The sequence below is a fragment of the Streptomyces ferrugineus genome, assembly GCF_015160855.1.
Classification (GTDB): domain Bacteria; phylum Actinomycetota; class Actinomycetes; order Streptomycetales; family Streptomycetaceae; genus Streptomyces; species Streptomyces ferrugineus.
Genome location: NZ_CP063373.1, coordinates 7,626,825 through 7,653,152 on the forward strand (window position 1 = coordinate 7,626,825; position 26,328 = coordinate 7,653,152).

Here is a 26,328-nt window from a genome sequence, read left to right on the forward strand (position 1 = left end):
GACCGTTCTTGGGTGGGCAGCGGGGGCCAGTCGTTGCCAGTGGGCCAGGACGAACAGTTGCTCGTCGGCCCAGGCGAACTGTGGCCTGCCGAACGGGGCGGGCCGTGGCCGGTCGGCTGGGTGCTCGGAAGAGCGTCGCCCCGAGTCCTGGGTGGCCGTTGCCCCGCTCCGCCCTCGACCGGAGTGGGCCCCGCGTCCTGCCGTTGGGACGGCACCGGCCCGCCGGCGGTCGAGCGATCGTCGGCGTCCGGGGTGATCGGGGTCGACTGTGGCATGGGGCGGCTTCCTCTGCGCTGATCGCGCCACGGGCGAGCGCGGCGCCGACTGGGGGATCCGGAGTGACAGGAGCGGTGCGGCGGTACGGCCGGTCCAGGCGTTCCGCCACTCAGGTGAACGGGGAGGGATCCCTCCAGGTCACGGCTGTGACGGGGTAACCACGCCGACCCGCCGCCTCGTTCACCGGGTTCACCGGGTTCACCGAGTTCACCGAGTTCACCGGGTTCACCGGGTTCACCGGGTGTTCCAAGGCCCGCCGAGGCACCGAAATGCAGGTCGTCGGCCCGCTTCTGCTGCTCGTAGAGGCTCAAGCCCTGCCGCTTCACCCCGCCGCCGACGTCCCCTCCCCGGCCCCGGCCAACCCACTGCCCACGACGGTCGTCACCTCGACGGCGCCTCCCAAGCCACTGCTGAAACCACCGCCCGCAAAGGCTCATGTCTCCCCCACCCCGCTCGCATTGCCGGGACGCACACCGCCGGGACGGCTCCCGTCTCCGCTCTCTCGCACGGCTCCCTTCCCCGGGAAGCGCGTAGCCGTCTTTGCAGTGCGCGGAGCCGCAGCATTCGAGTTGCGTGGCCCAGTGCCGCCCAGCCGCAGGGCACCCGAACCCGCACCGGAAGGCTTACGCGGACGCGAAACGCTCGTCCCCCGGCTCGTCCCCCGCCCTCGCCCACCAGTCCTCGCGGGACGAGGAAGACTGCCACTCGAACCCGCAGGCTGCCGAGACCAGCGACAATCAGCCGCGTCAGCCGTCGTCGCGGGCTCTGCCACCTCACCCGGCATCGGATCCTTGACGTCCTCCGGCTTGTCCAGCGGCCCGGTGTCCGCCCTCCCACGCCCCACACGTTCTGTCCGCAAGCAGTGGCGGATCGACTCGGGGTCCAGCCCTTCGTTGCAGGCTTGGTGCAGCAGACGGGCGAAGAGGTAGTCGTTGTCGGCGCCGAGCGCCATGGCGAGGGCCTCACGGGCTTCCAGTTCGTCGCCCATGGACCAGGCGACCCAACCGGCCAGCGTGAGTGGTGCGGCCGCATGCTCGCTGTATGGTCCAACACAGCGGCGGGCCAGCGCTCGCCAGAGCCGCAGGGCGGGTTCGGCCTCGTCGCCCTCCATCCACTCGGCCACGCGGTCGCGCATGGCGCGGTCCTGCAATCCCAGAATGAGCCTCGCGGCTTCGTCGTGTCCGAGCAGTTCGTCGTCACGAAGATCTGCGGTGAGCGTCCCGGCCACGGGCGGGGCCGCGGCGAACCGGCTCATGAGTCGCTCGGCCAGTTCCAGCGTCTCCTCCGCCACACCCTCGCGCGTCGTGTCGTCGAGAATCTTGGAGACCAGCGACGCACCGGCGGTGTCCAGGGCAACTTCCTGCTCCCGGGCGCCGACGGTCTCCCAAGGCCGTAGCCTGGCCCGCAGTTCGCTCAGCGTGCCGCGCACCTGAACCCCGGCATAGGCGGCCGCGGCTGCCAACACCGACGTACCGGGCAGTCCCATCGGCCGGCCCTCGGGCGGACAGCACTCCACCCTGTCGCAGCAGTACGACCAGAAGCGGCCGTCCGAGATGCACAGGGCCTCGATCACCGGCACGTCGAGGCTGCCGCACGCGATGCGCGTCGTCTGGGCCAGCGGTCGCAGCCGCTCCATGACCTGTCGGCCCGTCTCGCCCTCGGCGGGTTCCTGGCAGAGGAAGGCGACCATCTGCTCCGGCCGGGCTCCCCTGCGCTCGCTTCCCACGACCAGTCCGTGGGCCAGTTGCCCGGCCGCGGAGTCCCAGTCGTCCGCGCTCGCGGGAATGCCGAGCCGTGCCCGTCCGCCGAACCGGCCCTGGCCGCCCGTGTCGTGCAGAGCGACCAGCACGATGCTGTCCTCCGGGCGGTATCCGAGGAGATACGGCACGGCGTCGGCCAGTTCGGCGGGGGTGCGCAAGGTGACCTGGTGCTCGGGCAGGTGCCCTTCGTATGCCGTGCAGTCGAGTGGGTCCGTGGGTTGGGCGCGTCCTCGGTTGTCGTCGTGTCCGTCCCGCACATCGTGTGCGGGGCGCTGGTCATTCGCGTCGGTTGCCCTGGGCCCGCGGTGCTGTTCCTTGGCCCACGTGCCGTCGTTCTCGGGAGATCCAGTCGCTTCGCTGTGGTTCGTCATGCGCTGACGATCTCGCGGATCGCGGGAGTCCGCTTTGCCCTGTGGATAACTCCGACCAGGGACACGACAACCCAGAATGCCGTCCGACCCATCCCTCGGTCCAATCGGTCGGGCAGCGCCCCCACAGCCCTTCAGCGCCGCCGGCCTCTCAGCCCGCCAGCCCTTCAGCGCCGCCGCTCGGGCAACGCCCCCAAGCCCCTCAGCCCGCCGATCTGGCAGCGCCCCAGCCGCTCAGCCCGCAGCTCTGGCACCTTCCCCCGCCCCTCAGCCCGCCGCTCGGGCAGCCCGCCAGCCCCATCGCCCCCGCTCTGTCAGTGCCGTCCTGTTGTATGGAACCCATGGAGCACACGAGCAACGCGGATCTCCGGGCAGCCGCCGACGCGGTCCTCGCCCGTCTCGTCGGAGACGCCACCGGCACGGCGCGACTGCGCGAGGACCAGTGGCGGGCGATCGAGGCGCTGGTCGCCGACAGACGCCGTGCTCTCGTGGTGCAGCGCACCGGGTGGGGCAAGTCCGCGGTCTACTTCGTGGCCACGTCTTTGCTGCGGTCCCGAGGCAGCGGCCCGACCGTGATCGTCTCGCCGTTGCTCGCGCTCATGCGCAACCAGGTCGAGGCCGCCGCCCGGGCCGGCATCCATGCCCGCACCATCAACTCCTCCAACACCGAGGAGTGGGACACGATTCAGAACGAGATCGCCACCGGCGACGTCGACGTGCTGCTGGTCTCCCCGGAGCGCCTCAACAACCCGGACTTCCGCGACCAGGTGCTGCCCAAGCTGGCCGCGGCGACCGGCCTTCTCGTGGTGGACGAGGCACACTGCATCTCGGACTGGGGCCACGACTTCCGGCCGGACTACCGGCGGCTGCGCACCATGCTCGCCGATCTGCCGCCCGGGGTGCCCGTACTGGCGACCACCGCCACCGCCAACGCCCGCGTGACGGCCGACGTCGCCGAACAGCTCGGCACAGGCGGCAGCTCGGACGCCCTGGTGCTGCGCGGCCCGCTGGACCGGGACAGCCTCAGCCTGAACGTGCTGCGACTGCCGGACGCCGCACACCGGATGGCCTGGCTCGCCGACCACCTCGACGAACTGCCGGGCTCGGGCATCATCTACACGCTCACCGTGGCCGCCGCCGAGGAGGTCACGGCCTTCCTGCGGCATAGTGGCCACACGGTCGCCTCCTACACCGGCAAGACGGAGAACGCCGACCGTCAGCAGGCCGAGGACGACCTGCTCGGCAACAGGGTCAAGGCCCTGGTCGCCACCTCCGCCCTCGGTATGGGATTCGACAAACCCGACCTCGGCTTCGTGGTGCATCTGGGTTCGCCCTCCTCCCCCATCGCCTACTACCAGCAGGTCGGCCGCGCCGGACGCGGCGTCGAGCACGCCGAGGTGCTCCTCCTCCCCGGACCGGAGGACGAGGCGATCTGGCAGTACTTCGCCTCGCTCGCCTTCCCCTCGGAGGACCTGGTGCGCCGCACACTCGACGTCCTCGCACGTGCGGACAGGCCCATGTCGCTGCCCGCACTGGAACCCTTGGTGGAACTGCGTCGCTCCCGTCTGGAGACCATGCTCAAGGTTCTGGACGTGGACGGCGCGGTCCGGCGGGTCAAGGGCGGCTGGATCGCCACCGGGCAGCCATGGATGTACGAGGCCGAGCGCTACGACTGGGTCGCCCGGCAGCGCAAGGCCGAGCAGCAGGCGATGCGCGAGTACGCCTCGACGACGGGCTGCCGGATGGAGTTCCTCCAGCGCCAGCTCGACGACGAAGGGGCCAAGCCCTGCGGTCGCTGCGACAACTGCGCGGGCGCCCGCTTCGCCGCCGACACGTCCACGGCCGCGCTGGACGCCGCGCGCGTCGACCTCGGCCGAGCGGGAGTCGAGGTCGAGCCACGCCGCATGTGGCCGACCGGCCTTCCGGCGATCGGCGTCGAGCTCAAAGGACGTATCCCGGCCGGCGAACAGGCCGCACCCGGAAGGGCGTTGGGGCGGCTGTCGGACATCGGCTGGGGCAACCGGCTGCGGCCGATGCTCGCGCCCCACGCCCCGGACGGACCCGTGCCCGACGACGTGGCGAAAGCGGTCGTGGGCGTCCTGGTCGACTGGGCCAAGGGCCCCGACGGCTGGGCCTCCGGCGCGCAGGACGCCTCACCGCGCCCCGTCGGCGTGGTCACGGTCGCCTCACGCACACGCCCGCAGTTGATCAACTCGCTGGGCGCGCGCATCGCGGAGATCGGCAGGCTTCCGCTGCTGGGTTCCCTTGAGTACACGGGAGAGGCACCCTCGGTGTCCCGAAGCAACAGCGCCCAGCGGCTGAAGTCCCTCGACGGCGCGCTGACCGTGCCTCCCGCCCTGGCCTCGGCCCTCGCGGAGACTCCTGGTCCGGTACTGCTGGTCGATGACTTCACGGAGACCGGCTGGACCCTCGCCGTCGCGGCCCGCATGCTCCGCCGCACGGGCGCACAGGGGGTGATGCCTCTGGTCCTGGCGGTTCAGGGTTGATCGCGACCGGCACGGGATTCCGCCCGCTCATGTCCGACGCATCTCAGGTCGTACGTCCGCGTCGAGCCGTACGACCCGGTTGCGGACGGCCGCATCAAGCGTCGCACCGTCATGTCTTGGGTAGGGATATAACCCGCGCACCATCAGATATCGGTCGGTGGCCCCAATTGCTCGTTGCCGCAATCAGGTTCGACAGCGAGAATTGGAATCCGCTCCCCGCGCGGCTCGTCCGTGATCCGGAAGGGCTCTGCTGCGGTGTGCGCTCCCCCGAATCCGACCTCGCCCGCAGTGTGGGCGCGTAGCCGAAGGGAGGACCGTGACCTTCGGATTCGCTCCGTCCTCCGCGGTGTCCATGTCGACGTCAGCCGACCTGTCCCCCGCATCCGCCAACCCTCTGGCCCGCATGCTCGAGCCCGCGGAGTGGGCCGCTGCCGGCATCCCCCTGCTGCGGAACCCACGCGAGGTCGTCAGCGGTCTGCACTCGCGGCACCACCCCGGGCCGACGACCGCGATCGTCGCCGTGCTCGACTCGGAGGAGCGACTGCGCGCCAGTGCCTCGTTCACCCGCCGCCCGGCCCCGGCCGACGGCTGGATGTTCCGTAATGCGCTGCTCGCCCAGTTGCGCCGGGTCATCCCCCACGACCTGCGACGCCGCACCCCGGTGCGCACCGCCGTGCTGCTCTACTGCCGTGAGGGCGACGCCCGTTGGACGGAGGAGGACGGCGCCTGGATGTGGGGTCTGCGTGACGCCTGCACGCTGCACGGCCTGCGCTGCGGCGCGTACATCACGCTGACCCGTGACGGTTGGCAGGTACTCGGCGAGGGCCGCGGCGGCCGCCGCCCCAACGCCGACTCAGCACCGGAGCCCTTCGCCATGTCCGAGGCACCGCTCCCCCTGCCACGCACCGGCGGCGCGGCCTCGGAGGTACTGCGGCGCGCGGCCGCCCGCTGAGGACACGGACGCCCGCTCGGTGTGCAGACACCCGTCGGAAAGCGCAGAGAGATGATCTCGGCCGACGCGGCCGGTACGCGCCGTACGACTTCCGGCACGACGGCCGAGATACGACCACGAGAGCTGCCGCGAGTGACGTAGCCGTCCCCTGAGGGCACAGCTCCCCGAACGGCGTGGCCGTCCCCAGCACCGTGGCGGGGCACCCGGCGGGACGACAACCTCATCCTCCGTGCATGGACTCGCGTCCCGAACCGACCGGGCCCGCGCACGACGAGTTGTCCGTTCGTCTGCGCACGCCAAAGGTCGCTCCGTGCCGAGACGCCGCCGCAGCGGCGCCCCACCCCCCGGGTGTCCTGCGGAGTGTCCCCCGGACGGCCGGAAACCGGATCAGACGCCCGCGCCCAGCACCGAGTTGATCCGCTGCGGGTCACCGCAGACGATCAGCAGGGCACCGGCCCGGGCCATGGCCAGAGGCAGGGCGTCGGCGGCAGCGGCGTCGGAACCACCGTTGACGGCCACCACGACCACGGGTCGCGCGGTGGCGCGGCTCGCGACGGAGGCGTCGGCGTAGAACACGTCGTCGCCGGCGTCGTGCTGGGCCCAGTAGGAGGTTTCGCCGAAGGACAGCTCGTGGGTGGCCCACGGGTGCTGTTCGCCGGTGGTGATCACCAGCACGTCGCCGGGGCCACGACCCGAATCGAGCAGCAGGTCGACGGCTTCCTCAGCGGCGTCGAGCGCTCCCTCGGGCGAGGCCGGGATCAGCTGGATCTGCGGGGTCGCCGACGCCGGAGCGGGGGCGGCCGAAGCAGGGGGGCCCGACGGTCCGGGCTTGGCAACGGCCACATCGCGCGGCGTACGTTGCACCGGCGGCGCGGGCCGCACGGGCCCGGGTCGGCCGGGACGCGACGGAGCCGCGGGGCGCGGGCCGGGTACGGGGCGGGGGGTCGGCGCGGTTCGGCCGCTGGCCGGAGTGGCGCGGGGACCCTGGGCACTCTCGTGAATCTGAGGCTCCTCGGGAATGAGAGGCATGAGCTGATGTTTATCAAACGTTGGTGCGGCTCGCGTCGGCGGGTGGCACACAAGTGCGAGCGGAATCGTCAGAAATCGAAGCCGAGCTGCCCTTCGATCTCCGGAACGCTTCCGTCCACCCAGGTACGGACCTTCTTGAGGTGCCGCCACTGGGGCAGCGCATCAAGATACGCCCACGACAACCGGTGGTACGGGGTGGGTCCCCGCTCCGCCAGTGCGGCCTTGTGCACGGGCGACGGATACCCGGCGTTGTCCGCAAAACCGAAGTCTGCATGGTCGATACCCAGTTCGGCCATCATTTTGTCGCGCTGAACCTTGGCGATCACCGAGGCCGCCGCGACCGCCACGCACGACTGGTCGCCCTTGATCACCGTACGGACCCGCCAGGGAGTCCCGAGATAGTCGTGCTTCCCGTCGAGGATCACGGCGTCGGGACGGATCGGCAGGGCGTCCAGGGCGCGCACCGCGGCGAGCCGCAGCGCGGCCGTCATCCCCAGCTCGTCGATCTCCTCCGGAGAGGCGTGCCCGAGGGCGTACGACGTCACCCATGCCCGCAGTTGCTCGGCGAGCTCGGTGCGCCGCTTGACCGTGAGCAGCTTGGAGTCCGTGAGACCTTCGGGGGGCCGGCGCAGTCCGGTGACCGCCGCGCAGACGGTGACGGGCCCGGCCCACGCGCCGCGCCCCACCTCGTCGACACCGGCAATGATCTTCGCTCCGGTCGTGGCTCGAAGGGAGCGCTCGACGGTGTGAGTAGGCGGTTCGTACGGCATGGCGCCCTTAGCGTACGCCGCCCGGAACCCGCTTCGACACCCCGGTTCGCCGAAGCGACCTCCCGCGCGGTGAGGCGATGCGTCAGACACCTCTCGGACGGAGCAGAGGAAGCATGAACTGGTCAATCATCTCTTCGAGATCCTGATCATTCCATTCGCTTGTGCACATCTTTGATCGGTACATCATCATTGCCGGAATCGCATCGAAGACGTAGCCGTTCATCGCGTCGCTCCGCACCTCCCCCCGCTCAATACCGCGGGCAATGACCTCCCCCAGCAACTCGATCGTCGGCTGCACGACCCCCTCGAAGATCACACCGTGAAAGCGTTCGGCCTGCAGACTGTCGCACTCGTGAATGACTGATCGCAGAGCGAATCCGGGACGCGAGAACATCGCGTCACGCGCCTGCCGACACAGCCCGAGCAGGTCCTCGCGCACACTCCCGAGGTCGGGAGCCGACTCGAAGCGCGGCAGACCCGCCCGCAGCGCGTCGGCGACCAGATCCTCCTTGGACGGCCAGCGGCGATAGACGGCGGCCTTGCCGGTCTGCGCGCCGGCGGCGACGCCCTCCATGGTGAGGCCGTTCCAGCCGACGGTACTGAGTTGCTCCAGCGCGGCCTCGAGAATCGCGCGTTCGAGCACGGCGCCGCGCCGACGGAGGGAGGCCGCCTGAGCGGGGGCGGCCGTCCAGCGCGAGGTAACCATCTGAGCGTCTCCAACAAGCAAAGGGAAGCAGGGATTCCGGGGACATGGGTCCACCGCGCGACAACTGCAGGGGACGGGCCGCGCGACGACAATACGAGTGAACGCTTGCGTTCACTACCGGGGACTCACTACGGTTGACGCGACAGTGAACGCGAGCGTTCACTAAGGCTCTTGTGGGGGACCCATAGTGACAACCTCTCAGTTGATCAAGGATCAGAAACCAGGTGCGGCCCGCCGGGAGGGGCATCCCGGCATCGCGCTCACCGTCATCGCGGCCTGCCAACTCATGGTGGTACTCGACGCGACGATTGTGAACATCGCGCTCCCGCACATTCAAGACGCGCTCAAGTTCAGCACCACCGACCTCACGTGGGTCGTCAGCGCCTACACGCTCACCTTCGGCGGACTGCTCCTTCTGGGCGGACGCGCCGGTGACATCCTGGGGCGCCGCCGGGTCTTCATGACCGGCATCCTGCTGTTCACGCTCGCTTCGCTGCTCGGCGGACTCGCTCAGGAACCCTGGCAGTTGCTGGCCGCGCGCGTGCTCCAGGGCATGGGCGGCGCGATCGCCTCGCCCACTTCGCTGGCGCTCATCACCACCACGTTCCCCGAAGGCCCGGAACGCAACCGCGCGTTCGGCGTCTTCGCCGCCGTCTCCGCAGGCGGCGGCGCCATCGGTCTGCTCGCGGGCGGCATGCTCACCGAGTGGCTCGACTGGCGGTGGGTGCTCTTCGTCAACGTGCCCATAGGCATCGTGATAGCCGTGCTCGCGCCGCTGTACATCAGCGAGTCCGAACGCCACACCGGACGTTTCGACATCGCGGGCGCAGTGACCTCGACAGCGGGTATGGCTTCCCTGGTCTACGGCTTCATCCGCGCGGCGGACGAGGGCTGGCGGGACAACCTGACCATCGGTTCCTTCGTTGCCGCCGTGGTCCTGCTGCTGGCCTTCGCGTTCATCGAGTCGCGGGCCAAGGAGCCCATCACCCCGCTCAAGATGTTCGCCGACCGCAACCGCTCGGGCACATACGTGATCATGCTCAGCCTCGCTGCGGCGATGTTCGGCATGTTCTTCTACATCGTCCTCTTCGTGCAGAACGTGCTCCAGTACAGCCCGATCGAGGCCGGTCTCGCCTTCCTGCCGGTCACTGTCGTGATCGCGCTCGGCGCCGGCCTGTCGCAGCGCTTCCTGCCGGTGCTCGGCCCCAAGCCGTTCATGCTCACGGGTTCGGCGCTCACGGCGATCGGACTGGCCTGGCAGACCCTCATCACCGCCGACAGCTCGTATGTCGGCGGAGTCCTCGGGCCGATGCTGGTGTTCGGCTTCGGCATGGGCCTGAACTTCGTGACGCTGACGATCACCGCGGTCTCCGGCGTCGCCCAGCACGAGGCCGGTGCCGCGTCCGGGCTGCTCAACGCCACACAGCAGGTGGGCGGTTCGCTCGGACTGTCCATCCTCACGACGGTGTTCGGCACGGCCAGCAGGAACGAGGCGGAGAAACAGCTGCCGCAGTTCATGGCGGAGGGTTCGGCCCAGCAGAAGGCGGAGTTCGCCCAGACGCACCAGCTTCCCGGCCGATGGGGCCATGAAGTGCTCACCCAGGGCATCTCGACGGGCTTCGTGGCGGCAGCCGCGATGTCCGTACTCGCCCTGGCCACCGCATGGTTCGTGATCCGGGTGCGCAAAAGCGACCTGGAAGCCCTCTCCGGGACGGCGGGTCCCATGGCCGGCTGACCCGGCCGGGCCCACGCAGGGCCGCGGATGGCCGGATCGCGTCCGGGGGACCGACGGCGAGGACGACGAACCGGCCATCCGCACCATCCGCACGGCGACCGTCACCGGGCCGGCCCCGACGGCGCGGGGCAGCGTGAGCCCACCAAGCACGGCAGCCGCCGCAAGCAGCAACCCGCCCAGCACCGACATGAATCCCATGGCTCCACCCCCTGCGCCCCTTGTGCGCCACCGGTACATACAGCCCCAGCGGCCGCACACCAACTGACACGACAACGGACCGGCAGTCACGCAGAGTTCCCGGCGTGCACAGAAAGTTATCGAGGGTGTCGGCAGGGCAGCAGAACCGGACTACGCCGGCGTTGGTGCCCACTCCGGGAGCGCCTCGGTCCGCTCCAACCACTCGGTCGGCACCGACCCGGCCTTCCCTGAGCCGATCACGCCGCCCACGATGGCGCACGTGGTGTCGACGTCACCGCCGACCTGCGCGGTCGTCCAGAAGGCCTGCTCGTAGTCGCCCAGGGCCCGTGCGGCCGACCAGAGCGCGAAGGGCACGGTGTCGTGGGCCGTCGTACGCCGCCCGCAGCCCAGGACGGCCGCGACGGTGCTCGCGTCGCCGTAGTCGAGCATGTCCCGGGCGCGCCGCAGGCCCGCCCCGACCGCGCTCTTCGGAACCAGAGCGATGACGTCGTCGAGAAGGGATTCCGGGCTGGGCGGGCCACCGGGGGCGCCGGCCAGCGCGGCAGCTGCGGCGACGGCCATGGCGCCGACGACGGCCTCGCGGTGCTGGTGCGTGGGATAGGCCGAGATCTCGGCCTGGTGAGTCGCCTGCTCCGGGTCGTCCGCGTACCAGGCGCCCAGGGGCGCGATCCGCATCGCGGCGCCGTTGCCCCAGGAGCCCTGGCCGTTGAAGAGCGCGGCCGACAGCTCACGCCAGTCCCCGCCCTCCCTGACCAGGCGCAGCAGCCGGTTGACCGCGGGGCCGTAGCCCCGGTCGAAGTCGTGGTGCTCGGCGAAGGAGCGGGCCAGGGCGTCCTGGTCGATGCGATGGTGGGCAGCCAGGACGGCGACGACGGAGCAGGCCATCTCCGTGTCGTCGGTCCACTGCCAAGGGCCGGACGGCAGCTCGCGGCGCTTGAGCAGCGGGTAGTTCACCGGCACGAAGAACTGCGAGCCGAGTGCATCCCCCACCGCGAGTCCGCGCAGGCTGGACAGGGCGCGGTCCAGGCGCCCTTCGGGAGAGAAGTCAGCGGTCATCGCCCTGCCACTCTATCCGGTGATCCCGTACGGTTCCGGATCTCGCCAGCGTTCGAACGGCCGGTTCAGTGTGTACCTGCCGTCGTCCCCGAGAACGAGCATCCGCATCTCCGCGTTCCCCGGATTCGACAGCGACTCGAATTCCGCGACCGTCCAGTGGAACCAGCGCATGCAGAACAGCCGCATCGCCAGCCCATGGGTCACCAGCAGCACGTTCGGCGGGTGGTCGGGCGCCTCGAAGCTGCGGAACAGACTCTCCAGGAAGCCGCCGACCCGGTCGTACACGTCGGCGCCGGACTCGCCCTGGGCGAAGCGGTAGAAGAAGTGGCCGTAGGCGTCCCGATAGGATTTCTGGACGCGTACGTCGTCGCGGTCCTGCCAGTTCCCCCAGTCCTGCTCCCGCAGCCGGGGCTCCTCGCGCACCCGTATGAGCTCGGGGTCCAGGTGGAAGGCGCGCAGTGTCTCGTGCGTACGGCGGTAGGGCGAGACGTAGACGCTGACGCGCTCGCGGCCGAAAACCTCCCGCAGGCGTTTACCCGTCTCCTCGGCCTGCCGCCAGCCCCGCTCGGTCAGGGCCAGCGCGTGGTCGGGCTCACGCTCGTAGACGGTGTCATCAACATTGCCCGTTGACTCCCCGTGTCGGACAAGGACGATGCGCCGTGGTCGTGCCATGCCAAAACCCTAGATCGACCGGCGGCCGATCGAGCACTCGTACGGGCTCCATACGGCGTAGGTCACACATTTCCTGCACCAGGAGCCACATTCGGTCGCACGCGTATCGGGTCCGGAATTCAAACCGTCCAGGTCGACTCGAGCTCCACGATGTCACCCGTAAGGGCCGCGATGTCCGCCTCCGTCTGGGCCCGCAGCGCCAGTCGCTCCACGCGCTCGGTGCGGTATTTGCCGTGCTCCGCGGCCGAGCGCCACATCGACAGCACCAGGAACTCATGTCCCGGCGCCTCGCCGAACAGACCGCGGACCATGCCAGGGGAGCCGGCCATGGCGGGGTTCCAGACCTTCTCCTGCATGAGCGTGAAGTGCTCGGCGCGCTCTTCGTGGACACGGCAATGGGCCACTCGGACGAGGTCCGCGTCGGTGAAGCGCGGCTCGAAGCCGGTCTTCACGTCGAAGCGGTAGTCGAACAGTTTGACCTGCATGTCCTTGAAGGTGCCCGACTGGGCCGCCGCCAGCCTGTCGTGGGAGCGGGCCATGAAGGAGTCGTAGAAGGAGCGGCTCTCCCAGAACGAGAAGATGTGCGCCACCCCCTGCCGCCCCCGGCTCCAGCCACCCCCCTGCCCCCGAAACCCCGGCTCCCCCAGAAGCCCCGCCCATTTTCGCTGCCCCCGCTCGAAACCGCGGCGGTCCACCACGGTGCAGCGAATCCACTTGACCAGCACCGCGCCATGGTAAGGCCACTCAGCGTGGCGTCGGTCACGCTCGGCCGGAGAGCTGCCCGGCACGCGCTCCCACATGCGTGGCAGGATGGACAACCGGCCTTGTCCACGAGGCAGTTCGGGCTGAGGGCAAATGCGGTACGGGGAAGGGGAAGCCTGGTGAACGCCATCAACAAGGGGCTCGGGAAGATCGAGATCTCACTCAAATGGGACCCGAGTGCGGCCGGACAGCCACCCACCGATCTGGACATAGTCGCCGCCACGTATCTGGCGAGCGAGCCTTACGGCGATCCCGCCTACGTAGTGCACTTCGACAGCCGCTCCCCCGACGGCACCATCTATCTCAACCGGGACAGCAAGGACGGCAAGGGCTTCGGCTGGGACGAGGTGCTGACCGTGGAGCTCGACCGGCTCGACAGCCGGTACGCGCGCGTGGTGGTCGGCGTCGTGATCCAGCAGCGCCCCGCACAGCGCACCTTCGTCAGCGTCATCAAGCCGGCCCTGCGCATCCGCGAGGGCTACACCGTCATGGCCGAGGACGACTTCGGCGGCGTCCTCGGGTCGACGGCGGCGACGGTCGCGGAGTTCATGCGCGACGGGTCGGGCCCGTGGGAGTTCCATCCCGGCATCCTCGGTTTCGAGGACGACCCGGAGACGTTCACGGCGACCATGGGCCGGACTCGCCGGCCCTGAGAGTCGCACGCACGCGTGTGAGACGTCCCGCGCGCGAGGGGACGTACAACGAAGAGGGGCGCCGACACATGGTCGGCGCCCCTCTCTCGCGGAACCCGCCGTCAGAGCCCTTCAGGAGCTGTCCGACGGACGGGGTCCCGCGGCGGCGTCAGCTGCAACCGCTGGTCGAGCCGCAGCCCTCGCAGATGTAGCAGGAGCCGGCCCGCTGCATCTTGGTGCCGCAGGAGAAGCACAGCGGGGCGTCGGCCTGGATGCCCAGCTGCATCTCCACAAGCTCGGCGCTGGTGTGCGCCTGCTGAGGTGCGGCCTTGGCCGCCCCGGCGTCGGACTTCGGGGTGGCGACGGCCTTCAGCTCCTGTGCGCGCGGCGCCGACTGAGCCAGGCCCTCGACGTCCACCTCGTCCTCGTTGGACTCGTAGGAGCCCGTCTCCAGATGACGCTGGCGCTCCTCGGCGGAGTGGATGCCGAGCGCGGAACGCGTCTCGAAGGGCAGGAAGTCCAGCGCCAGGCGGCGGAAGATGTAGTCGACGATCGACTGCGCCATCCGCACATCCGGGTCGTCCGTCATGCCGGCCGGCTCGAAGCGCATGTTGGTGAACTTCGAGACGTACGTCTCCAGCGGCACGCCGTACTGGAGGCCGACGGAGACCGCGATGGAGAAGGCGTCCATCATGCCCGCGAGAGTCGAGCCCTGCTTGGACATCTTCAGGAAGACCTCGCCGAGACCGTCGTCCGGGTAGGAGTTGGCGGTCATGTAGCCCTCGGCGCCGCCGACGGTGAAGGACGTCGTGATGCCGGGACGGCCCTTCGGGAGGCGCTTGCGGACCGGGCGGTACTCGACGACCTTCTCGACCGTCTCACGGATCGTGGCCTCGGCCTTCTCCGTGATCTCGGCCTTCTCCTTCTCCTTGGTCTTCGCGGAGAGCGGCTGGCCGACCTTGCAGTTGTCGCGGTAGATGGCGAGCGCCTTGACGCCCAGCTTCCAGGCCTCGAAGTAGATCTCCTCGACCTCTTCGACGGTCGCCGACTCCGGCATGTTGACCGTCTTGGAGAGCGCGCCGGAGATCCAGGGCTGGATCGCGGCCATCATGCGGACATGGCCCATCGCCGAGATGGAGCGCTCGCCCATGGCGCAGTCGAACACCTCGTAGTGCTCGTGCTTGAGGCCCGGGGCGTCGACGACATTGCCGTGCTCGGCGATGTGGGCGACGATCGCCTCGATCTGCTCCTCCTGGTAGCCCAGGCGGCGCAGGGCCTGCGGAACGGTGCCGTTGACGATCTGCATCGAGCCGCCGCCGACCAGCTTCTTGAACTTGACCAGGGCGAGGTCGGGCTCGAGGCCGGTGGTGTCGCAGGACATCGCCAGACCGATGGTGCCGGTCGGGGCGATGACGGACGCCTGGGAGTTACGGAAACCGTTCTTCTCACCGATACGCAGCACGTCCTGCCAGGCCTCCGTGGCCGCGGCCCAGACCGGAGTGTCGAGGTCGTCCATGCGGACGGCCTTGCCGTTGGCGTCTGCGTGCTGCTTCATGACGCGCAGGTGCGGCTGGGCGTTGCGCGCGTAACCGTCGTACGGGCCGACGACCGCGGCGAGTTCGGCGGAGCGCTTGTACGACGTGCCGGTCATCAGGGAGGTGATGGCACCGGCGAGGGCGCGGCCGCCGTCGGAGTCGTAGGCGTGGCCGGTCGCCATCAGCAGGGCGCCGAGGTTGGCGTAGCCGATGCCGAGCTGGCGGAACGCGCGCGTGTTCTCACCGATCTTCTGTGTCGGGAAGTCCGCGAAGCAGATGGAGATGTCCATCGCGGTGATGACGAGTTCGACGACCTTCGAGAAGCGCTCGACGTCGAAGGACTGGTTGCCCTTGCCGTCGTCCTTCAGGAACTTCATCAGGTTCAGCGAGGCCAGGTTGCAGGACGTGTTGTCCAGGTGCATGTACTCGCTGCAGGGGTTCGAGCCGTTGATACGGCCGGACTCCGGGCAGGTGTGCCAGTGGTTGATGGTGTCGTCGTACTGGATGCCCGGGTCGGCGCACGCCCAGGCGGCCTCGGCCATCTTGCGGAAGAGCGACTTGGCGTCGACCTCCTCGATGACCTCGCCGGTCATCCGCGCGCGCAGGCCGAACTTGCCGCCCGCCTCGACCGCCTTCATGAACTCGTCGTTCACACGGACCGAGTTGTTGGCGTTCTGGTACTGGACGGACGTGATGTCGTCGCCGCCCAGGTCCATGTCGAAGCCCGCGTCACGCAGCGCGCGGATCTTCTCCTCTTCCTTCACCTTGGTCTCGATGAAGTCCTCGATGTCGGGGTGGTCGACGTCGAGGATGACCATCTTGGCGGCGCGACGCGTGGCACCGCCCGACTTGATCGTTCCTGCGGAGGCGTCGGCACCGCGCATGAAGGAGACCGGACCGGAGGCGTTGCCGCCGGAGGACAGCAGTTCCTTGGAGGAGCGGATGCGGGAGAGGTTCAGGCCGGCGCCGGAGCCGCCCTTGAAGATCATGCCCTCTTCCTTGTACCAGTCGAGGATCGACTCCATGGAGTCGTCGACGGACAGGATGAAACAGGCGGAGACCTGCTGCGGCTGGGGTGTTCCGACGTTGAACCAGACGGGGCTGTTGAAGCTGAAGATCTGGTGCAGGAGGGCGTAGGCCAGCTCGTGCTCGAAGATCTCGGCGTCGGCGGGCGAGGCGAAGTACTTGTTGTCCTCGCCGGCCTTCCGATACGTCTTCACGATGCGGTCGATGAGCTGCTTCAGGCTCACCTCGCGCTGCGGGGTGCCGACGGCACCGCGGAAGTACTTGCTGGTGACGATGTTGACCGCGTTCACCGACCAGAAGTCGGGGAACTCGACGCCGCGCTGCTCGAAGTTGACCGAGCCGTCGCGCCAGTTGGTCATGACGACGTCACGGCGCTCCCAGGCCACCTCGTCGTACGGGTGCACGCCGGGGGTGGTGTGGATGCGCTCGATACGCAGTCCCTTGGCCGCCTTGCCGCCCTTGGCGCGGGAACTCCGTGCCGGACCGCTCGCCGTCTCTGTCATGCCGCCTCCCTGTACGGGCTAAAACGCCCTGAAGTGCCCCGATGTTCCCCGTGGCACGTGTTCTGTCTGATGCTGCGGGCACCCTCTGATCGCCACCCGCAGCAGGTCTTCTGTCGCCGCCCTCTCGACCGGATCCGGGTCTGACCACCGGTCCGGCTCGCCCTCAGTCGGCGGCGTTGGCGGGCACGGGGACCTGTGCAGTCCCTCCGGACCCGCGCTTGTCTTCCTGGCCCCCCGTGACTGCGTCCACGTCGCCCTCGCGGTCGTCGTCGTCCGCGGCGCGTCCCGTCGCCTCCCTCAGTTCCGTGATCGCGGCCTCGAAGTCCTCGAGCGAGTCGAACGCCCGGTAGACAGAGGCGAATCGCAGATAGGCGACGAGGTCGAGTTCCTGCAACGGGCCGAGTATGGCCAGCCCCACGTCGTGGGTGGTCAGCTCGGCGCTTCCGGTGGCCCGCACCGCCTCCTCGACCCGTTGGCCGAGCTGGGCGAGTGCGTCCTCGGTGACAGGTCGTCCCTGGCATGCCTTGCGCACGCCGTTGATGACCTTGGTACGGCTGAACGGCTCGGTGACTCCGGACCGCTTGATCACCATCAGCGAACATGTCTCCACGGTCGTGAAACGACGGGAGCAGTCAGGACACTGGCGGCGCCTGCGGATCGATGTGCCGTCGTCGGTCGTACGGCTGTCGACGACACGACTGTCGGGGTGCCTGCAGAAGGGGCAGTGCATAACTTCCCAACCCTCCTCACAGCAGACTCAATAGCCTCGCCTGGCCTCATGGGCCCCGCGAAGCAGCCCCAAGCATAGGCGATCTCCGAGCGTCCGAAGACCCGGGGGACCACAACTTCTGGGCTGCTACTGCAATCCAACCACTAGATGTGGGGATTGGCTCATACATCCAGGCCATACGCGCGTGTCGCACGAACAGCGGCACGCGCCGTACGACCGGACCCGCGCTCCACACTCACGGCTGCACAGCCGTATCGCTGTGACACATACGGAGATACCGTGAGCGCCGCAGGGAGGGGACGTGGGACTCCCGCACAGATGAGGGTCGGTTCCTGGTTGAACTGATCCCGGATGGCAGACTGGGGCAACGACCCACGAGGTCGTACCCCGGCGGTGAAGAGTACAACAATGGGCCCTTTTGCCCGCCGGTCAGGTCGTCAGCCATACACCCCGACACGCGATCACGTAAGCCGATTCGCGATTTTTCACTCGAACGTGTGTTTGGCGCAACCTTTCGAAAGCAACTACCGTTGTGCAGCAGGGAGACCATCGAGAGGGGCCGACGTGACCACCACCGCAGACAGTGCCACCATCACTGCCCAGGACCGCTCCCAGGGCCGACTCGAGCCGGTGCATGCGATGAACGAAGCCGTGAATCCCGAGGGACACAAGCGCTCCCTGCCGGGTCGACCTCCCGGTATCCGGGCGGACAGCTCAGGGCTCACCGACCGGCAACGCCGAGTGATCGAGGTCATCAGGGATTCCGTGCAGCGGCGTGGCTACCCGCCGTCGATGCGGGAGATCGGCCAGGCGGTCGGCCTGTCCAGTACGTCCTCGGTCGCGCACCAGCTGATGGCACTGGAGCGCAAGGGCTTCCTCCGCCGCGACCCGCACCGACCGCGCGCGTACGAGGTGCGCGGCTCCGACCAGGCCGCCTCCGTGCAGCCCACGGACACCGCCGGCAAGCCCGCCGCGTCCTACGTGCCGTTGGTCGGCCGTATCGCGGCCGGTGGCCCGATCCTCGCGGAGGAGTCGGTCGAGGACGTCTTCCCCCTCCCCCGGCAGTTGGTCGGCGACGGTGAGCTGTTCGTGCTGAAGGTCGTCGGCGACTCGATGATCGAGGCCGCGATCTGCGACGGCGACTGGGTCACGGTCCGTCGCCAGCCGGTCGCCGAGAACGGTGACATCGTCGCCGCAATGCTCGAGGGCGAGGCCACCGTCAAGCGCTTCAAGCGCGAGGACGGCCACGTCTGGCTCCTCCCGCACAACTCGGCGTACGAGCCGATCCCCGGTGACGACGCGACCATTCTGGGCAAGGTGGTGGCAGTGCTGCGGCGCGTGTGACGGCTGCGGCGGGCGAAACCGAAGGTGTCGCCCCCTGACCGGGCCCCGGGACCCCTGCGCCGGTTCCGGGGCCCTGTGCTGTCCTGAGGTCCACGCGGTCAGACCCCGACGTCAGGCGAATTTCGGATCAGTGGTTAGCCTGTCGCGGGGGCCCGCGACAGGCTAACCACGATCACTGGGGCTGTGCCGCCTCCGCCTGCTGCGCTGCGGCATCGATCGCCGCCAGCGACTTTCGGACCTGGTTACGGTCCGTCGTGTACCAGAAGTCGGGCAGTGACGCCTTCAGATAGCTCCCGTAACGGGCCGTTGCCAGCCTCTGGTCCAGTACGGCGACGACGCCTCGGTCCCCCGATGCCCGCACGAGGCGGCCTGCGCCCTGGGCCATGAGCAGGGCGGCGTGGGTGGCGGCGACCGCCATGAAGCCGTTGCCGCCCGCGTCCTCCACCGCTTTTTGGCGGGCGCTCATCAGAGGGTCGTCAGGGCGCGGGAACGGGATCTTGTCCATGACGACGAGCTGACAGCTGGGGCCGGGCACGTCGACGCCCTGCCAGAGGGACAGCGTGCCGAACAGGCAGGTCTTCGGGTCGGCCGCGAAGTTCTTGATCAGCTCGCCCAGCGTCTCCTCGCCCTGGAGGAGGATCGGGAACTCGGGGATGCGGGAGCGGAGCTCTTCGGCGGCCAGCTGGGCGGCTCGCATCGAGGAGAACAGGCCGAGGGTGCGGCCGCCGGCCGCCTGGATCAGTTCGGTCAGCTCATCGAGCATGTCCACGCGGTCCCCGTCCCGCGCGGGGCGCGAGAGGTGCTTGGCGACATAGAGGATGCCTTGCTTGCGGTACTCGAAGGGCGAGCCGACGTCCACGCCTTTCCACTGCGGGACATCGTCGCCCTCCGTGCCCTCCGGAGCGAGCCCCAGGGACGCACCGACGCCATTGAAGTCGCCGCCCAGCTTCAAGGTCGCGGAGGTCAGGACGACGGAGCGGTCCGCGAAGAGCTTCTCCCGCAGCAGACCCGACACCGACATGGGGGCCACTCGCAGGGACGCGCCGAAGCGGTCGTGGCGCTCGTACCAGACGACGTCCCACTCCGAGCCGTTGGTGATCCGCTCCGCCACGTCGTGCACGGTCTCGACCGAGGCCAGCGCCTGCTTACGGACCGCGTCCTCGTCCTGAACGGACTTGTCGCGGGTCGCGCCGATCGCGGAGATGACCGTGCGGCAAGCGTCACGCAGCGCCATGAGCGCGTACGCGAGGTCCTCCGGGATCTCCTCCAAGCGGCCCGGCAGAGCCAGCTCCATCAGCCGCTCAAAGCCCTCGGCGGCGGTCTGGAGCTGGTCGGCGGCCTTCTCGTTGACGAGCTTCGCGGCGCGACGCACCGCACGGTTGACCTGGCCGGGAGTGAGTTCGCCGGTGGCGACTCCAGTGACTCGGGAGACCAGTTCGTGCGCCTCGTCGACGATCAGGACCTCGTGCTGCGGGAGGACCGGTGCGCCCTCGATGGCGTCGATCGCGAGCAGTGCGTGATTGGTGACGACGACCTCCGAGAGCTTGGCCCGCTCACGGGCCATCTCGGCGAAGCATTCGGCGCCGTAGGCGCACTTCGAGGCGCCGAGGCACTCCCGCGACGACACGGACACCTGAGCCCAGGCGCGGTCGGACACCCCGGGCGCCAGGTCGTCGCGGTCACCCGTCTCCGTCTCGTCCGCCCAGTCCCGCATCCGCAGCAGGTCCTGCCCCAGCTTGCTGGTGGGCGCGGCGGCCTCGAACTGGTCGAAGAGGCCCTCTTCCTCGTCCTGCGGGACGCCCTCGTGCAGACGGTGCAGGCACAGGTAGTTCGACCTGCCCTTCAGCATCGCGAACTCGGGGCGGCGGCGCAGCAAAGGGTGCAGCGCCTCGACGGTCCGCGGCAGGTCCCGCTCCACGAGCTGGCGCTGAAGGGCCAGGGTGGCGGTCGCCACGACGACGCGCTCCCCGTGCGCGAGCGCGGGCACGAGGTAGCCCAACGACTTACCGGTGCCGGTGCCAGCCTGGACCAGCAGATGAGCATTGCCGTCGATCGCCTCCGCGACGGATTCGGCCATCGTCACCTGGCCGGGGCGCTCCGTGCCGCCAACGGCAGTGACGGCAGCATGCAGGAGTTCGGGGAGTGAGGGCTTTGTCATAGCGCGACCACCCTACGGCCCACCACTGACATTCGGGCCACCACGGTGGAGCCAGGGGACTGGATCAAGACCGGGAGTTCCTCGGTGGGGATCGGGTCGGTTCGGGTGGGTGTGGGAACGGTTCGGTTGAGGTCGGGAGTGGTTCGGGTGGGCGCGGAGTGGGGTCGGGGGTGGGCCGGATGTGATCAAGATCGGTCAGCTATCAGCCCGGGGGGTGGTCGGCTGCGAGCCCGGGCGTCAGCCGACTGCGGAACTGGGCTCGTCGGCCGCGCCCCGGGTTCGGTCGGCTGCGGCCCCGGGTATGGGGCAGGGGCTTCCGGCGCGGAGACGATGAAGCCCAGCCCATCCTGTGCCAGTCGCGCCCCGCGCAATCTCCCGATCACGGCAGACATCGACTCGGCCTGAATTCGGTTCCCCGGGAGTGGGAACCCGATCGGCGCGAGCGGTGTACCAAAAGTGATGATGCCGCGACGCGGCGTCACAGCAGATGACGCAGGCTCCGGTCTCTGATCATGAGTGCGGCCCGCTTGGCGGGCAGCTCGATCTCGGCGGAGAACCGGAAGCCGGCGGCCAGGAAGGCAGCCACAGAAGGGGTGTTGCGAATGTCGGGTTCGGCGACGATGCGAGCGCAGGCCGGCCACCTGTCGAGTGCGAGGTCGGCGACGGCTCGGAGAAGGGTCCCGCCCAGGCCTCGCCCACGGTCAGCGACGTACCCGACAAGGAGATGGACTCCAATGTCATGGGGCCGAGCCGGGTAGTGGCGGGCCAGCGGATCGAGATCGGCCCTGTAGATCTCCCAGTAGCTCATCGGCGTGCCCTCCAACACGCCCAGGCACGGGACGCTGCGCCCGTCACCGTGGAGCTGGGAGCGCAGATGCTCCTCGGTCGCGTTCTCGGGTCCGGCCAGCCCCCAGAACTCCGTGACGGCGGGGTCGTTCATCCATTGGCTGATGATCAGAAGGTCTCGCTCGATCTGCACGGGGACGAGGTGCAGAGTCCCCACCGTTGTACGGACCGGTCCCCAATTGGAGACGTCCCCGAGCAGATCGCCGACGTTCGGGAGGGCTGAGTCCGGCGCGCCCGTGCCTGCACCCGGGCTTCGCTTCCCACCGACACCGGTGTCCTCCGCGATGAGGGCGAGGAGTTCGTGGGGCAGGCGCAGATCCAGCGTGTCCTCAACGTCTGTGCCCGCGTCGGCTGCCGGGCCGATACGGCTCTCGCGAGCACCTGGACTCGAGGTGGTGCCGATCTCGGTGACCGGGGCGATGCCCGCGTTGGCACTCGCGTCGGTGGGAGGCACGGGGACGCTCCTCTCAGGAGGCGGGGTGGGTCATGTTCCTCAGGAATGAAGGGGGTTGGCGATGGTGACGTAGACGGACTGGGTGTCGACCGGGCCCACGAGTTCGTCGAGGCCGTGCAGCCGGGTCAGGAGGTTGGCCTTGCAGCGCAGGACCGGTGAGTCGAGGAGGTGAGAAGGCAGTGTGGTGGCCAGCCGAGCGGGACCGGAGGCCACTTCGCCGAGGAAGCGTCGGAACGCGGCGAGCAGCAGCCGTTCGTCGACGAGGCGCTGGGAGCCGAACGCGCCGATGAGACCGAACACGTTGTTGATCGCGAGGTAGTACGCGAACCGCTCATCGGCGACCTGGTCCAAGACGAAGGTGTCGCTGTGCTCCCCGATGCCGGGCAGTCGGGCCTCGAGCTCAGCTCGCCGCGACTCGCGGAAGTAGTAGCCCTGGTTGTCGCGGTACCGACCACCCGAAGGCCAACCGTCTCCGTCCAGCAGAAGCAGCGTGTTCTGCTGGTGCGCCTCCAGGGCGACTCCGGCCTGGGCGTCCAGCCACAGCACTGGGCGAACGGCATGTTCGAGGTAGCGCAGGAACCACTCGGCGGCAACGGCTCCTCGCGGGCGGCCGGTTCGGGCGCTAAGACGTGTGACCAACTCGGCCAGGCGGGACCGCAGGGGCTCGCAGCCCCAGCGGGAGCGGGCCGTGGGACTGCCGGGCTGAGGGAAAGGGAGGGGGCGAGGTGAGACGAGGCCGGCTACGCAGGACACGTCGTCGGAGGGCCGGAAGGGGTTGTGCCGGATCAGCACATCGAGACCTGGGACCGGGACGCCGTCCAGCCCGTCGACGGCCAGCCAGGCCGGGTCGCGAACGATGTCGAACGCCGGGTGCGCGGCCTGCCACTGCGTACAGAGTCCGCTGCGCAGAAGGCGGTGGGCCTCCACGCCTCGGTGCAACTCCTTGCGGAGGTTCTCACGGCGGGAGTTGGTGATCCGCAAGCCGAGGGACAGCTTGAGCATGGCCGGAGCGTGGGATCTGTGGACGGTACGTACGGAGGAGGTGGGGTGCCACGCGGGGCCGTGGGCGCCGAGGTCGACCAGCAGTCCGGCATCGAGCAGCGCCGCGACCTCGGGGCGGTACCGGACCTCGCGCAGTTGCCAAGGGTGCAGGGGCAGGGCCGCGTAGCCGTCGTCGGGCAGCGGCAGGTCAGGGCCGGCGAGTCGGGCTGTGAGCTGCGGCGCGGGGACGATTCGGCCGCGTTCGGTCCATGCCGAGTCGGTGGCGAGAAGGGAGGGAGCGACAGCCAGCCAGTGCAAGGGGAAGGAGCCGCGCAACTCGGGTGAGTACAGCCGTGCTTCTGCCTCGGAGAGGCCCTCGCGACTCTTCGCCGTCGGATGGTGCGGGTGTCCGAGGAGGAGTGCCTGCTCCGCTGAGAGGAAGAGGTCGGGGCTGTCGACCGGGTTCTCTCGCCGCTCCCTGATGAAGGTGGCGGTTCGTCGGGTGGAGTCGGCGACACGGGCGATGAGATCGGGCCCTGCGGACGTCAGGGGACTCGCGAGGAGTGCGGGTTTCGATGCGATGGGCGGCTCGGATACGGCGGTGGCGGAGGTGGTCCGGGACACGTCGTCGAACCCGGGGGCTGACGCAGCAGGAGCACCGCCGGAGGCAAGGCAGGCAGCGGAGTCGTAGCCGCAGGACGACGGGTCAGAGGCCGTCTCCCTGGTGAGCAGCGCGGTGAGGGTGGCGGCGTCGATGGGCGGGGACTGGGCCGGTGCATCGGCCAGGTGCGGTAGGCCCAAGCGGTGCCACCCCGTCGGGGACCAGTAGTGGACCGGGACCAGCAGGGCTGTGTCGGTGGCAGGCAGCGGGATGCGGAGGATCCCGTTGTGGGGTGCCGGGATGTTCCTCTCGCGTACCCAGCAGCGGAGCAGGTTCTCCACGGCTGCGGCCTGGGCTGCGATGTGGGGGTCGGGGTGTTCCAGGAGGTCGGAGCTGACGCCGTGCAGGCGCTCGATGTCCGGGGCGCCTGCCTGGGCCGGCGTGCGGGCCGGTACCTGCGCCGACACGGGCGGCTCCGCCTGAGGGGGGTGTGCTGCCGAAGGGTCTCGCGGGCGGGTGTCGGGACGGCCGTCCGTTGTGGGGGTGCTGTTCAAGGTTGGTCCTCTTGGGTGGTTCTGGCTGGTGCGGCGGCGACGGCCGTATCGCGGTGAGGGGGCGTGGGTTGGAGAGGGCCGCGTTTTTGAAGGTGCGTTTGGAGGGGGTGTGTCAGGTGGAGTCGTTGTGTCGGGGAGGCGTGATGTTTCGATTGAGGGTGAGCCGCTGCTCGGGAAGGGCTCGGCCGGCGGGCGACGATGCGAGGGAGCGGGTCGGGACGCGTACCGACCCGCCCCCACCGGCTGCCCGGCTATCCCACCCGGTCGGCGCGATCGGCCCGGTCGCCATGCCGCCGCTGCCCAGCGTGCGAACCGTGGGGCCGGTCGTGGCCGGGGGTGTGACCGCGGGAGACCGCGTCCACGGCGTCGGCGAGCCGGTCGAGTACCGCTGTCGCCTGTTCGTCGCTGATGGTCAGAGGTGGGAGGAGCCGTACGACACTGGAGTGTCGGCCGCCGAGTTCGACGATCAGGCCGCGTCGCAGGCACTCTCGCTGGATGGCGGCGGCGAGTTCGGGGGCTGCGGGTCGAGGGTGCCCTTCCGAGCCGCCGTGCACCGCCGCCGTTCCTCCCCCTCGACCCGCGAAACCTCCAGCCCCGCCTCCAAGGTGACCGAGTTCTGCCGAAGCGTCTGGCATCGCCTGGTCAGTGGCTCCCCCATGCCGGTCCGGAGCGCCCAGCGCGTCGATCCCGTCCCGCGTCGCCAGGGTCAGCGAGCGCTTCTCGTCGCGCTCGGGTTCGGCTTCTGGCTCCACCACCTCGACCCCGATCATCAACCCCCTCCCCCGCACATCCCCGATGCACTCGAACTCTCCCGCGAGTCCACGGAGTTGGTGCATCATGCGCGAGCCCAGTTCGGCCGCGCGCTCGGCGAGGCGGTTCTCGCGGACGTAGGCGAGCGTCGCGGTGCCGGCGGCCATGGCGAGTTGGTTGCCTCGGAAGGTGCCGGCGTGGGCGCCGGGTTGCCAGGCGTCGAGGTCCTCGTTATAGACGATGACAGCGAGGGGCAGGCTGCCGCCGATGGCCTTGGAGAGGACCATCACGTCGGGGGTGACACCGCTGTGGTCCACGGCCCAGAAGGAGCCGGTGCGTCCAACGCCCGTCTGGACCTCGTCGGCGATCAGGGGGATGGAGCGGTCGGCCGTGATCTGCCGCATGCGCCGCAGCCACCCGTCCGGCGCGGGGATCACTCCACCCTCGCCCTGGACGGGTTCGAGGATCATCCCGGCGGGGTGCCGGACGCCCGACTTGGGGTCGTCGAGGACGGACTCGGTCCAGCGGGCGGCGAGTTCGGCACCGTGTTCGCCGCCGACGCCGAAGGGGCAGCGGTAGTTCTGCGGGTAGGGCAGGCGCGCGACCCGTACGTCGAAGGCGCCCCCGGATGCTTCGAGTGCTCCGGCGGTCATGCCGTGGTAGGCGCCGCTGAAGGCGAGGATTCCGGTACGGCCGGTCGCGGCCCGGACGAGCTTGAAGGCGGCCTCCACCGCATCGGTGCCGGCCGGTCCGCAGAACTGCACACGGGCGTTGTCGGCGAGTCCGGGCGGCAGCGTGCGGAACAACTCGGTGACGAAGGCGTCCTTGACGGGAGTCGCCAGATCGAGGACGTGCAGGGGTGCGCCCGAGTCGAGGACCTTGCGGATGGCCTCCAGCACCACGGGATGGTTGTGGCCGAGCGCCAACGTCCCCGCGCCGGAGAGGCAGTCCAGGTAGCGGCTGCCGTCCGCCCCCTCGATGGTCAGCCCACGCGCCCGCACCGGCACGATCGGCAGGGCACGCGCGTAGGTGCGCGCCGCCGACTCGCGGGCCGACTGCCGTCGCAGGATTCCCTCGTGCACGGCGGCGCCCACCCCCGCCGACTCGGACACAACCCCGCGCACAGATTCGGTCACGACCATGGCTCCCTGTCCTCCCGCTGTCCAGGGGCGAGCAGGTCTCTCGCATCCTCGCCCGACCCGACATACGAAGCCCCGCGAGTGTCCACTCGAAACTCCGGGGAACTGGGCACGGGGGACCGCACACGGGCGGCCGGTCCCCCACGGCTACCAACCCCGGACCGGTCGCCCGGTTACGGGTTGCTCCAAGATCCTTGCCGGGACAAAACCATCGGCGATCCAGCCGCCCACCCGAGTGCCGCTGAGGGGGCCGAGGCGCTCGGTGCCGTGGCTGTCCGGTCACC

Annotated in this window: 18 protein-coding genes; 5 read left to right on the forward strand and 13 right to left on the reverse strand. The window is 69.5% G+C overall.

All coding sequences use genetic code 11. From position 1 onward, the window contains the following. Nucleotides 1-709: 709 nt before the first annotated feature. On the reverse strand, nt 710-2,407 hold the full coding sequence (locus tag IM697_RS34050; protein ID WP_194039928.1) for a DUF4192 domain-containing protein: 1,698 nt from the start codon (nt 2,405-2,407) through the stop codon (nt 710-712). 338 nt (nt 2,408-2,745) lie between these two features. On the opposite strand from IM697_RS34050, the gene IM697_RS34055 reads away from it, so the two are divergent. Next, nucleotides 2,746-4,911: a RecQ family ATP-dependent DNA helicase gene (locus IM697_RS34055; RefSeq protein WP_194039929.1), complete on the forward strand. Its 2,166-nt coding sequence runs from the start codon at nt 2,746-2,748 to the stop codon at nt 4,909-4,911. 316 nt (nt 4,912-5,227) lie between these two features. Next, the gene (locus IM697_RS34060; RefSeq protein WP_194039930.1) at nt 5,228-5,863 is read left to right on the forward strand and encodes a hypothetical protein; all 636 of its coding nucleotides are present in this window, start codon (nt 5,228-5,230) and stop codon (nt 5,861-5,863) included. A gap of 387 nt (nt 5,864-6,250) precedes the next feature. Here the strand turns inward: IM697_RS34060 and IM697_RS34065 are convergent, their stop codons facing one another. From IM697_RS34065 to IM697_RS34075, 3 genes are all read right to left on the reverse strand, one after another. Further along, complete coding sequence (locus IM697_RS34065; RefSeq protein ID WP_194039931.1) at nt 6,251-6,892, reverse strand: hypothetical protein; 642 nt, start codon at nt 6,890-6,892, stop codon at nt 6,251-6,253. A gap of 68 nt (nt 6,893-6,960) precedes the next feature. Continuing rightward, nucleotides 6,961-7,662 (reverse strand): ribonuclease HII, encoded by a 702-nt coding sequence (locus tag IM697_RS34070; protein ID WP_194039932.1) that lies wholly within the window; start codon nt 7,660-7,662, stop codon nt 6,961-6,963. Between the two features lie 82 nt (nt 7,663-7,744). Further along, entirely contained in the window at nt 7,745-8,368 is a 624-nt protein-coding gene (locus IM697_RS34075) for a TetR/AcrR family transcriptional regulator (RefSeq protein WP_194039933.1), read from the reverse strand. Nucleotides 8,369-8,555: 187 nt separating this feature from the next. Here IM697_RS34075 and IM697_RS34080 point away from each other — a divergent pair, with 187 nt between their 5' ends. Next, nucleotides 8,556-10,103 (forward strand): MFS transporter, encoded by a 1,548-nt coding sequence (locus IM697_RS34080; protein ID WP_194039934.1) that lies wholly within the window; start codon nt 8,556-8,558, stop codon nt 10,101-10,103. A gap of 348 nt (nt 10,104-10,451) precedes the next feature. On the opposite strand, the gene IM697_RS34085 is transcribed toward IM697_RS34080, so the two are convergent. From IM697_RS34085 to IM697_RS34095, 3 genes are all read right to left on the reverse strand, one after another. Next, complete coding sequence (locus IM697_RS34085; protein WP_194039935.1) at nt 10,452-11,357, reverse strand: ADP-ribosylglycohydrolase family protein; 906 nt, start codon at nt 11,355-11,357, stop codon at nt 10,452-10,454. Between the two features lie 12 nt (nt 11,358-11,369). Further along, nucleotides 11,370-12,029 carry a histidine phosphatase family protein gene (locus tag IM697_RS34090; protein WP_194039936.1) on the reverse strand — a complete coding sequence of 220 codons (660 nt, stop codon included), beginning with the start codon at nt 12,027-12,029 and terminating at the stop codon, nt 11,370-11,372. Nucleotides 12,030-12,148: 119 nt separating this feature from the next. Next, nucleotides 12,149-12,754: a YdbC family protein gene (locus IM697_RS34095; RefSeq protein WP_194050001.1), complete on the reverse strand. Its 606-nt coding sequence runs from the start codon at nt 12,752-12,754 to the stop codon at nt 12,149-12,151. Nucleotides 12,755-12,910: 156 nt separating this feature from the next. On the opposite strand from IM697_RS34095, the gene IM697_RS34100 reads away from it, so the two are divergent. Further along, nucleotides 12,911-13,444, forward strand: coding sequence for a TerD family protein (locus IM697_RS34100; protein ID WP_194039937.1), 534 nt, complete (start codon nt 12,911-12,913; stop codon nt 13,442-13,444). A 148-nt stretch (nt 13,445-13,592) separates the two neighbouring features. Here IM697_RS34100 and IM697_RS34105 read toward each other — a convergent pair whose 3' ends face one another. Beyond that, nucleotides 13,593-16,487, reverse strand: a complete 2,895-nt coding sequence (locus IM697_RS34105; RefSeq protein WP_194039938.1) for a vitamin B12-dependent ribonucleotide reductase — start codon at nt 16,485-16,487, stop codon at nt 13,593-13,595. Nucleotides 16,488-16,650: 163 nt separating this feature from the next. Continuing rightward, entirely contained in the window at nt 16,651-17,217 is a 567-nt protein-coding gene (nrdR, locus tag IM697_RS34110) for a transcriptional regulator NrdR (protein WP_194039939.1), read from the reverse strand. A gap of 564 nt (nt 17,218-17,781) precedes the next feature. Between nrdR and lexA the strand changes: the two genes are divergently transcribed. Beyond that, the gene (lexA, locus tag IM697_RS34115; protein ID WP_194039940.1) at nt 17,782-18,561 is read left to right on the forward strand and encodes a transcriptional repressor LexA; all 780 of its coding nucleotides are present in this window, start codon (nt 17,782-17,784) and stop codon (nt 18,559-18,561) included. A 172-nt stretch (nt 18,562-18,733) separates the two neighbouring features. Here the strand turns inward: lexA and IM697_RS34120 are convergent, their stop codons facing one another. The 4 genes from IM697_RS34120 to IM697_RS34135 form a co-directional block, all read right to left on the reverse strand. Further along, nucleotides 18,734-20,719, reverse strand: a complete 1,986-nt coding sequence (locus tag IM697_RS34120; RefSeq protein WP_194039941.1) for an ATP-dependent DNA helicase — start codon at nt 20,717-20,719, stop codon at nt 18,734-18,736. Between the two features lie 478 nt (nt 20,720-21,197). Then, nucleotides 21,198-22,019, reverse strand: a complete 822-nt coding sequence (locus IM697_RS34125; protein WP_194039942.1) for a GNAT family N-acetyltransferase — start codon at nt 22,017-22,019, stop codon at nt 21,198-21,200. A gap of 39 nt (nt 22,020-22,058) precedes the next feature. Continuing rightward, nucleotides 22,059-24,155, reverse strand: a complete 2,097-nt coding sequence (locus IM697_RS34130; RefSeq protein WP_194039943.1) for an IucA/IucC family protein — start codon at nt 24,153-24,155, stop codon at nt 22,059-22,061. 251 nt (nt 24,156-24,406) lie between these two features. Then, on the reverse strand, nt 24,407-26,047 hold the full coding sequence (locus IM697_RS34135) for a diaminobutyrate--2-oxoglutarate transaminase family protein (protein WP_194039944.1): 1,641 nt from the start codon (nt 26,045-26,047) through the stop codon (nt 24,407-24,409). Nucleotides 26,048-26,328 lie beyond the last annotated feature (281 nt).

Bases quoted from the DNA above. Each gene is read 5' to 3' on its own strand.
- IM697_RS34050 (WP_194039928.1), bottom strand. From the start codon at position 2,407: ATGACGAACCACAGCGAAGCGACTGGATCTCCCGAGAACGACGGCACG.
- IM697_RS34055 (WP_194039929.1), top strand. From the start codon at position 2,746: ATGGAGCACACGAGCAACGCGGATCTCCGGGCAGCCGCCGACGCGGTC.
- IM697_RS34065 (WP_194039931.1), bottom strand. From the start codon at position 6,892: ATGCCTCTCATTCCCGAGGAGCCTCAGATTCACGAGAGTGCCCAGGGT.
- IM697_RS34070 (WP_194039932.1), bottom strand. From the start codon at position 7,662: ATGCCGTACGAACCGCCTACTCACACCGTCGAGCGCTCCCTTCGAGCC.
- IM697_RS34075 (WP_194039933.1), bottom strand. From the start codon at position 8,368: ATGGTTACCTCGCGCTGGACGGCCGCCCCCGCTCAGGCGGCCTCCCTC.
- IM697_RS34085 (WP_194039935.1), bottom strand. From the start codon at position 11,357: ATGACCGCTGACTTCTCTCCCGAAGGGCGCCTGGACCGCGCCCTGTCC.
- IM697_RS34090 (WP_194039936.1), bottom strand. From the start codon at position 12,029: ATGGCACGACCACGGCGCATCGTCCTTGTCCGACACGGGGAGTCAACG.
- IM697_RS34105 (WP_194039938.1), bottom strand. From the start codon at position 16,487: ATGACAGAGACGGCGAGCGGTCCGGCACGGAGTTCCCGCGCCAAGGGC.
- nrdR (WP_194039939.1), bottom strand. From the start codon at position 17,217: ATGCACTGCCCCTTCTGCAGGCACCCCGACAGTCGTGTCGTCGACAGC.
- IM697_RS34120 (WP_194039941.1), bottom strand. From the start codon at position 20,719: ATGACAAAGCCCTCACTCCCCGAACTCCTGCATGCTGCCGTCACTGCC.
- IM697_RS34135 (WP_194039944.1), bottom strand. From the start codon at position 26,047: ATGGTCGTGACCGAATCTGTGCGCGGGGTTGTGTCCGAGTCGGCGGGG.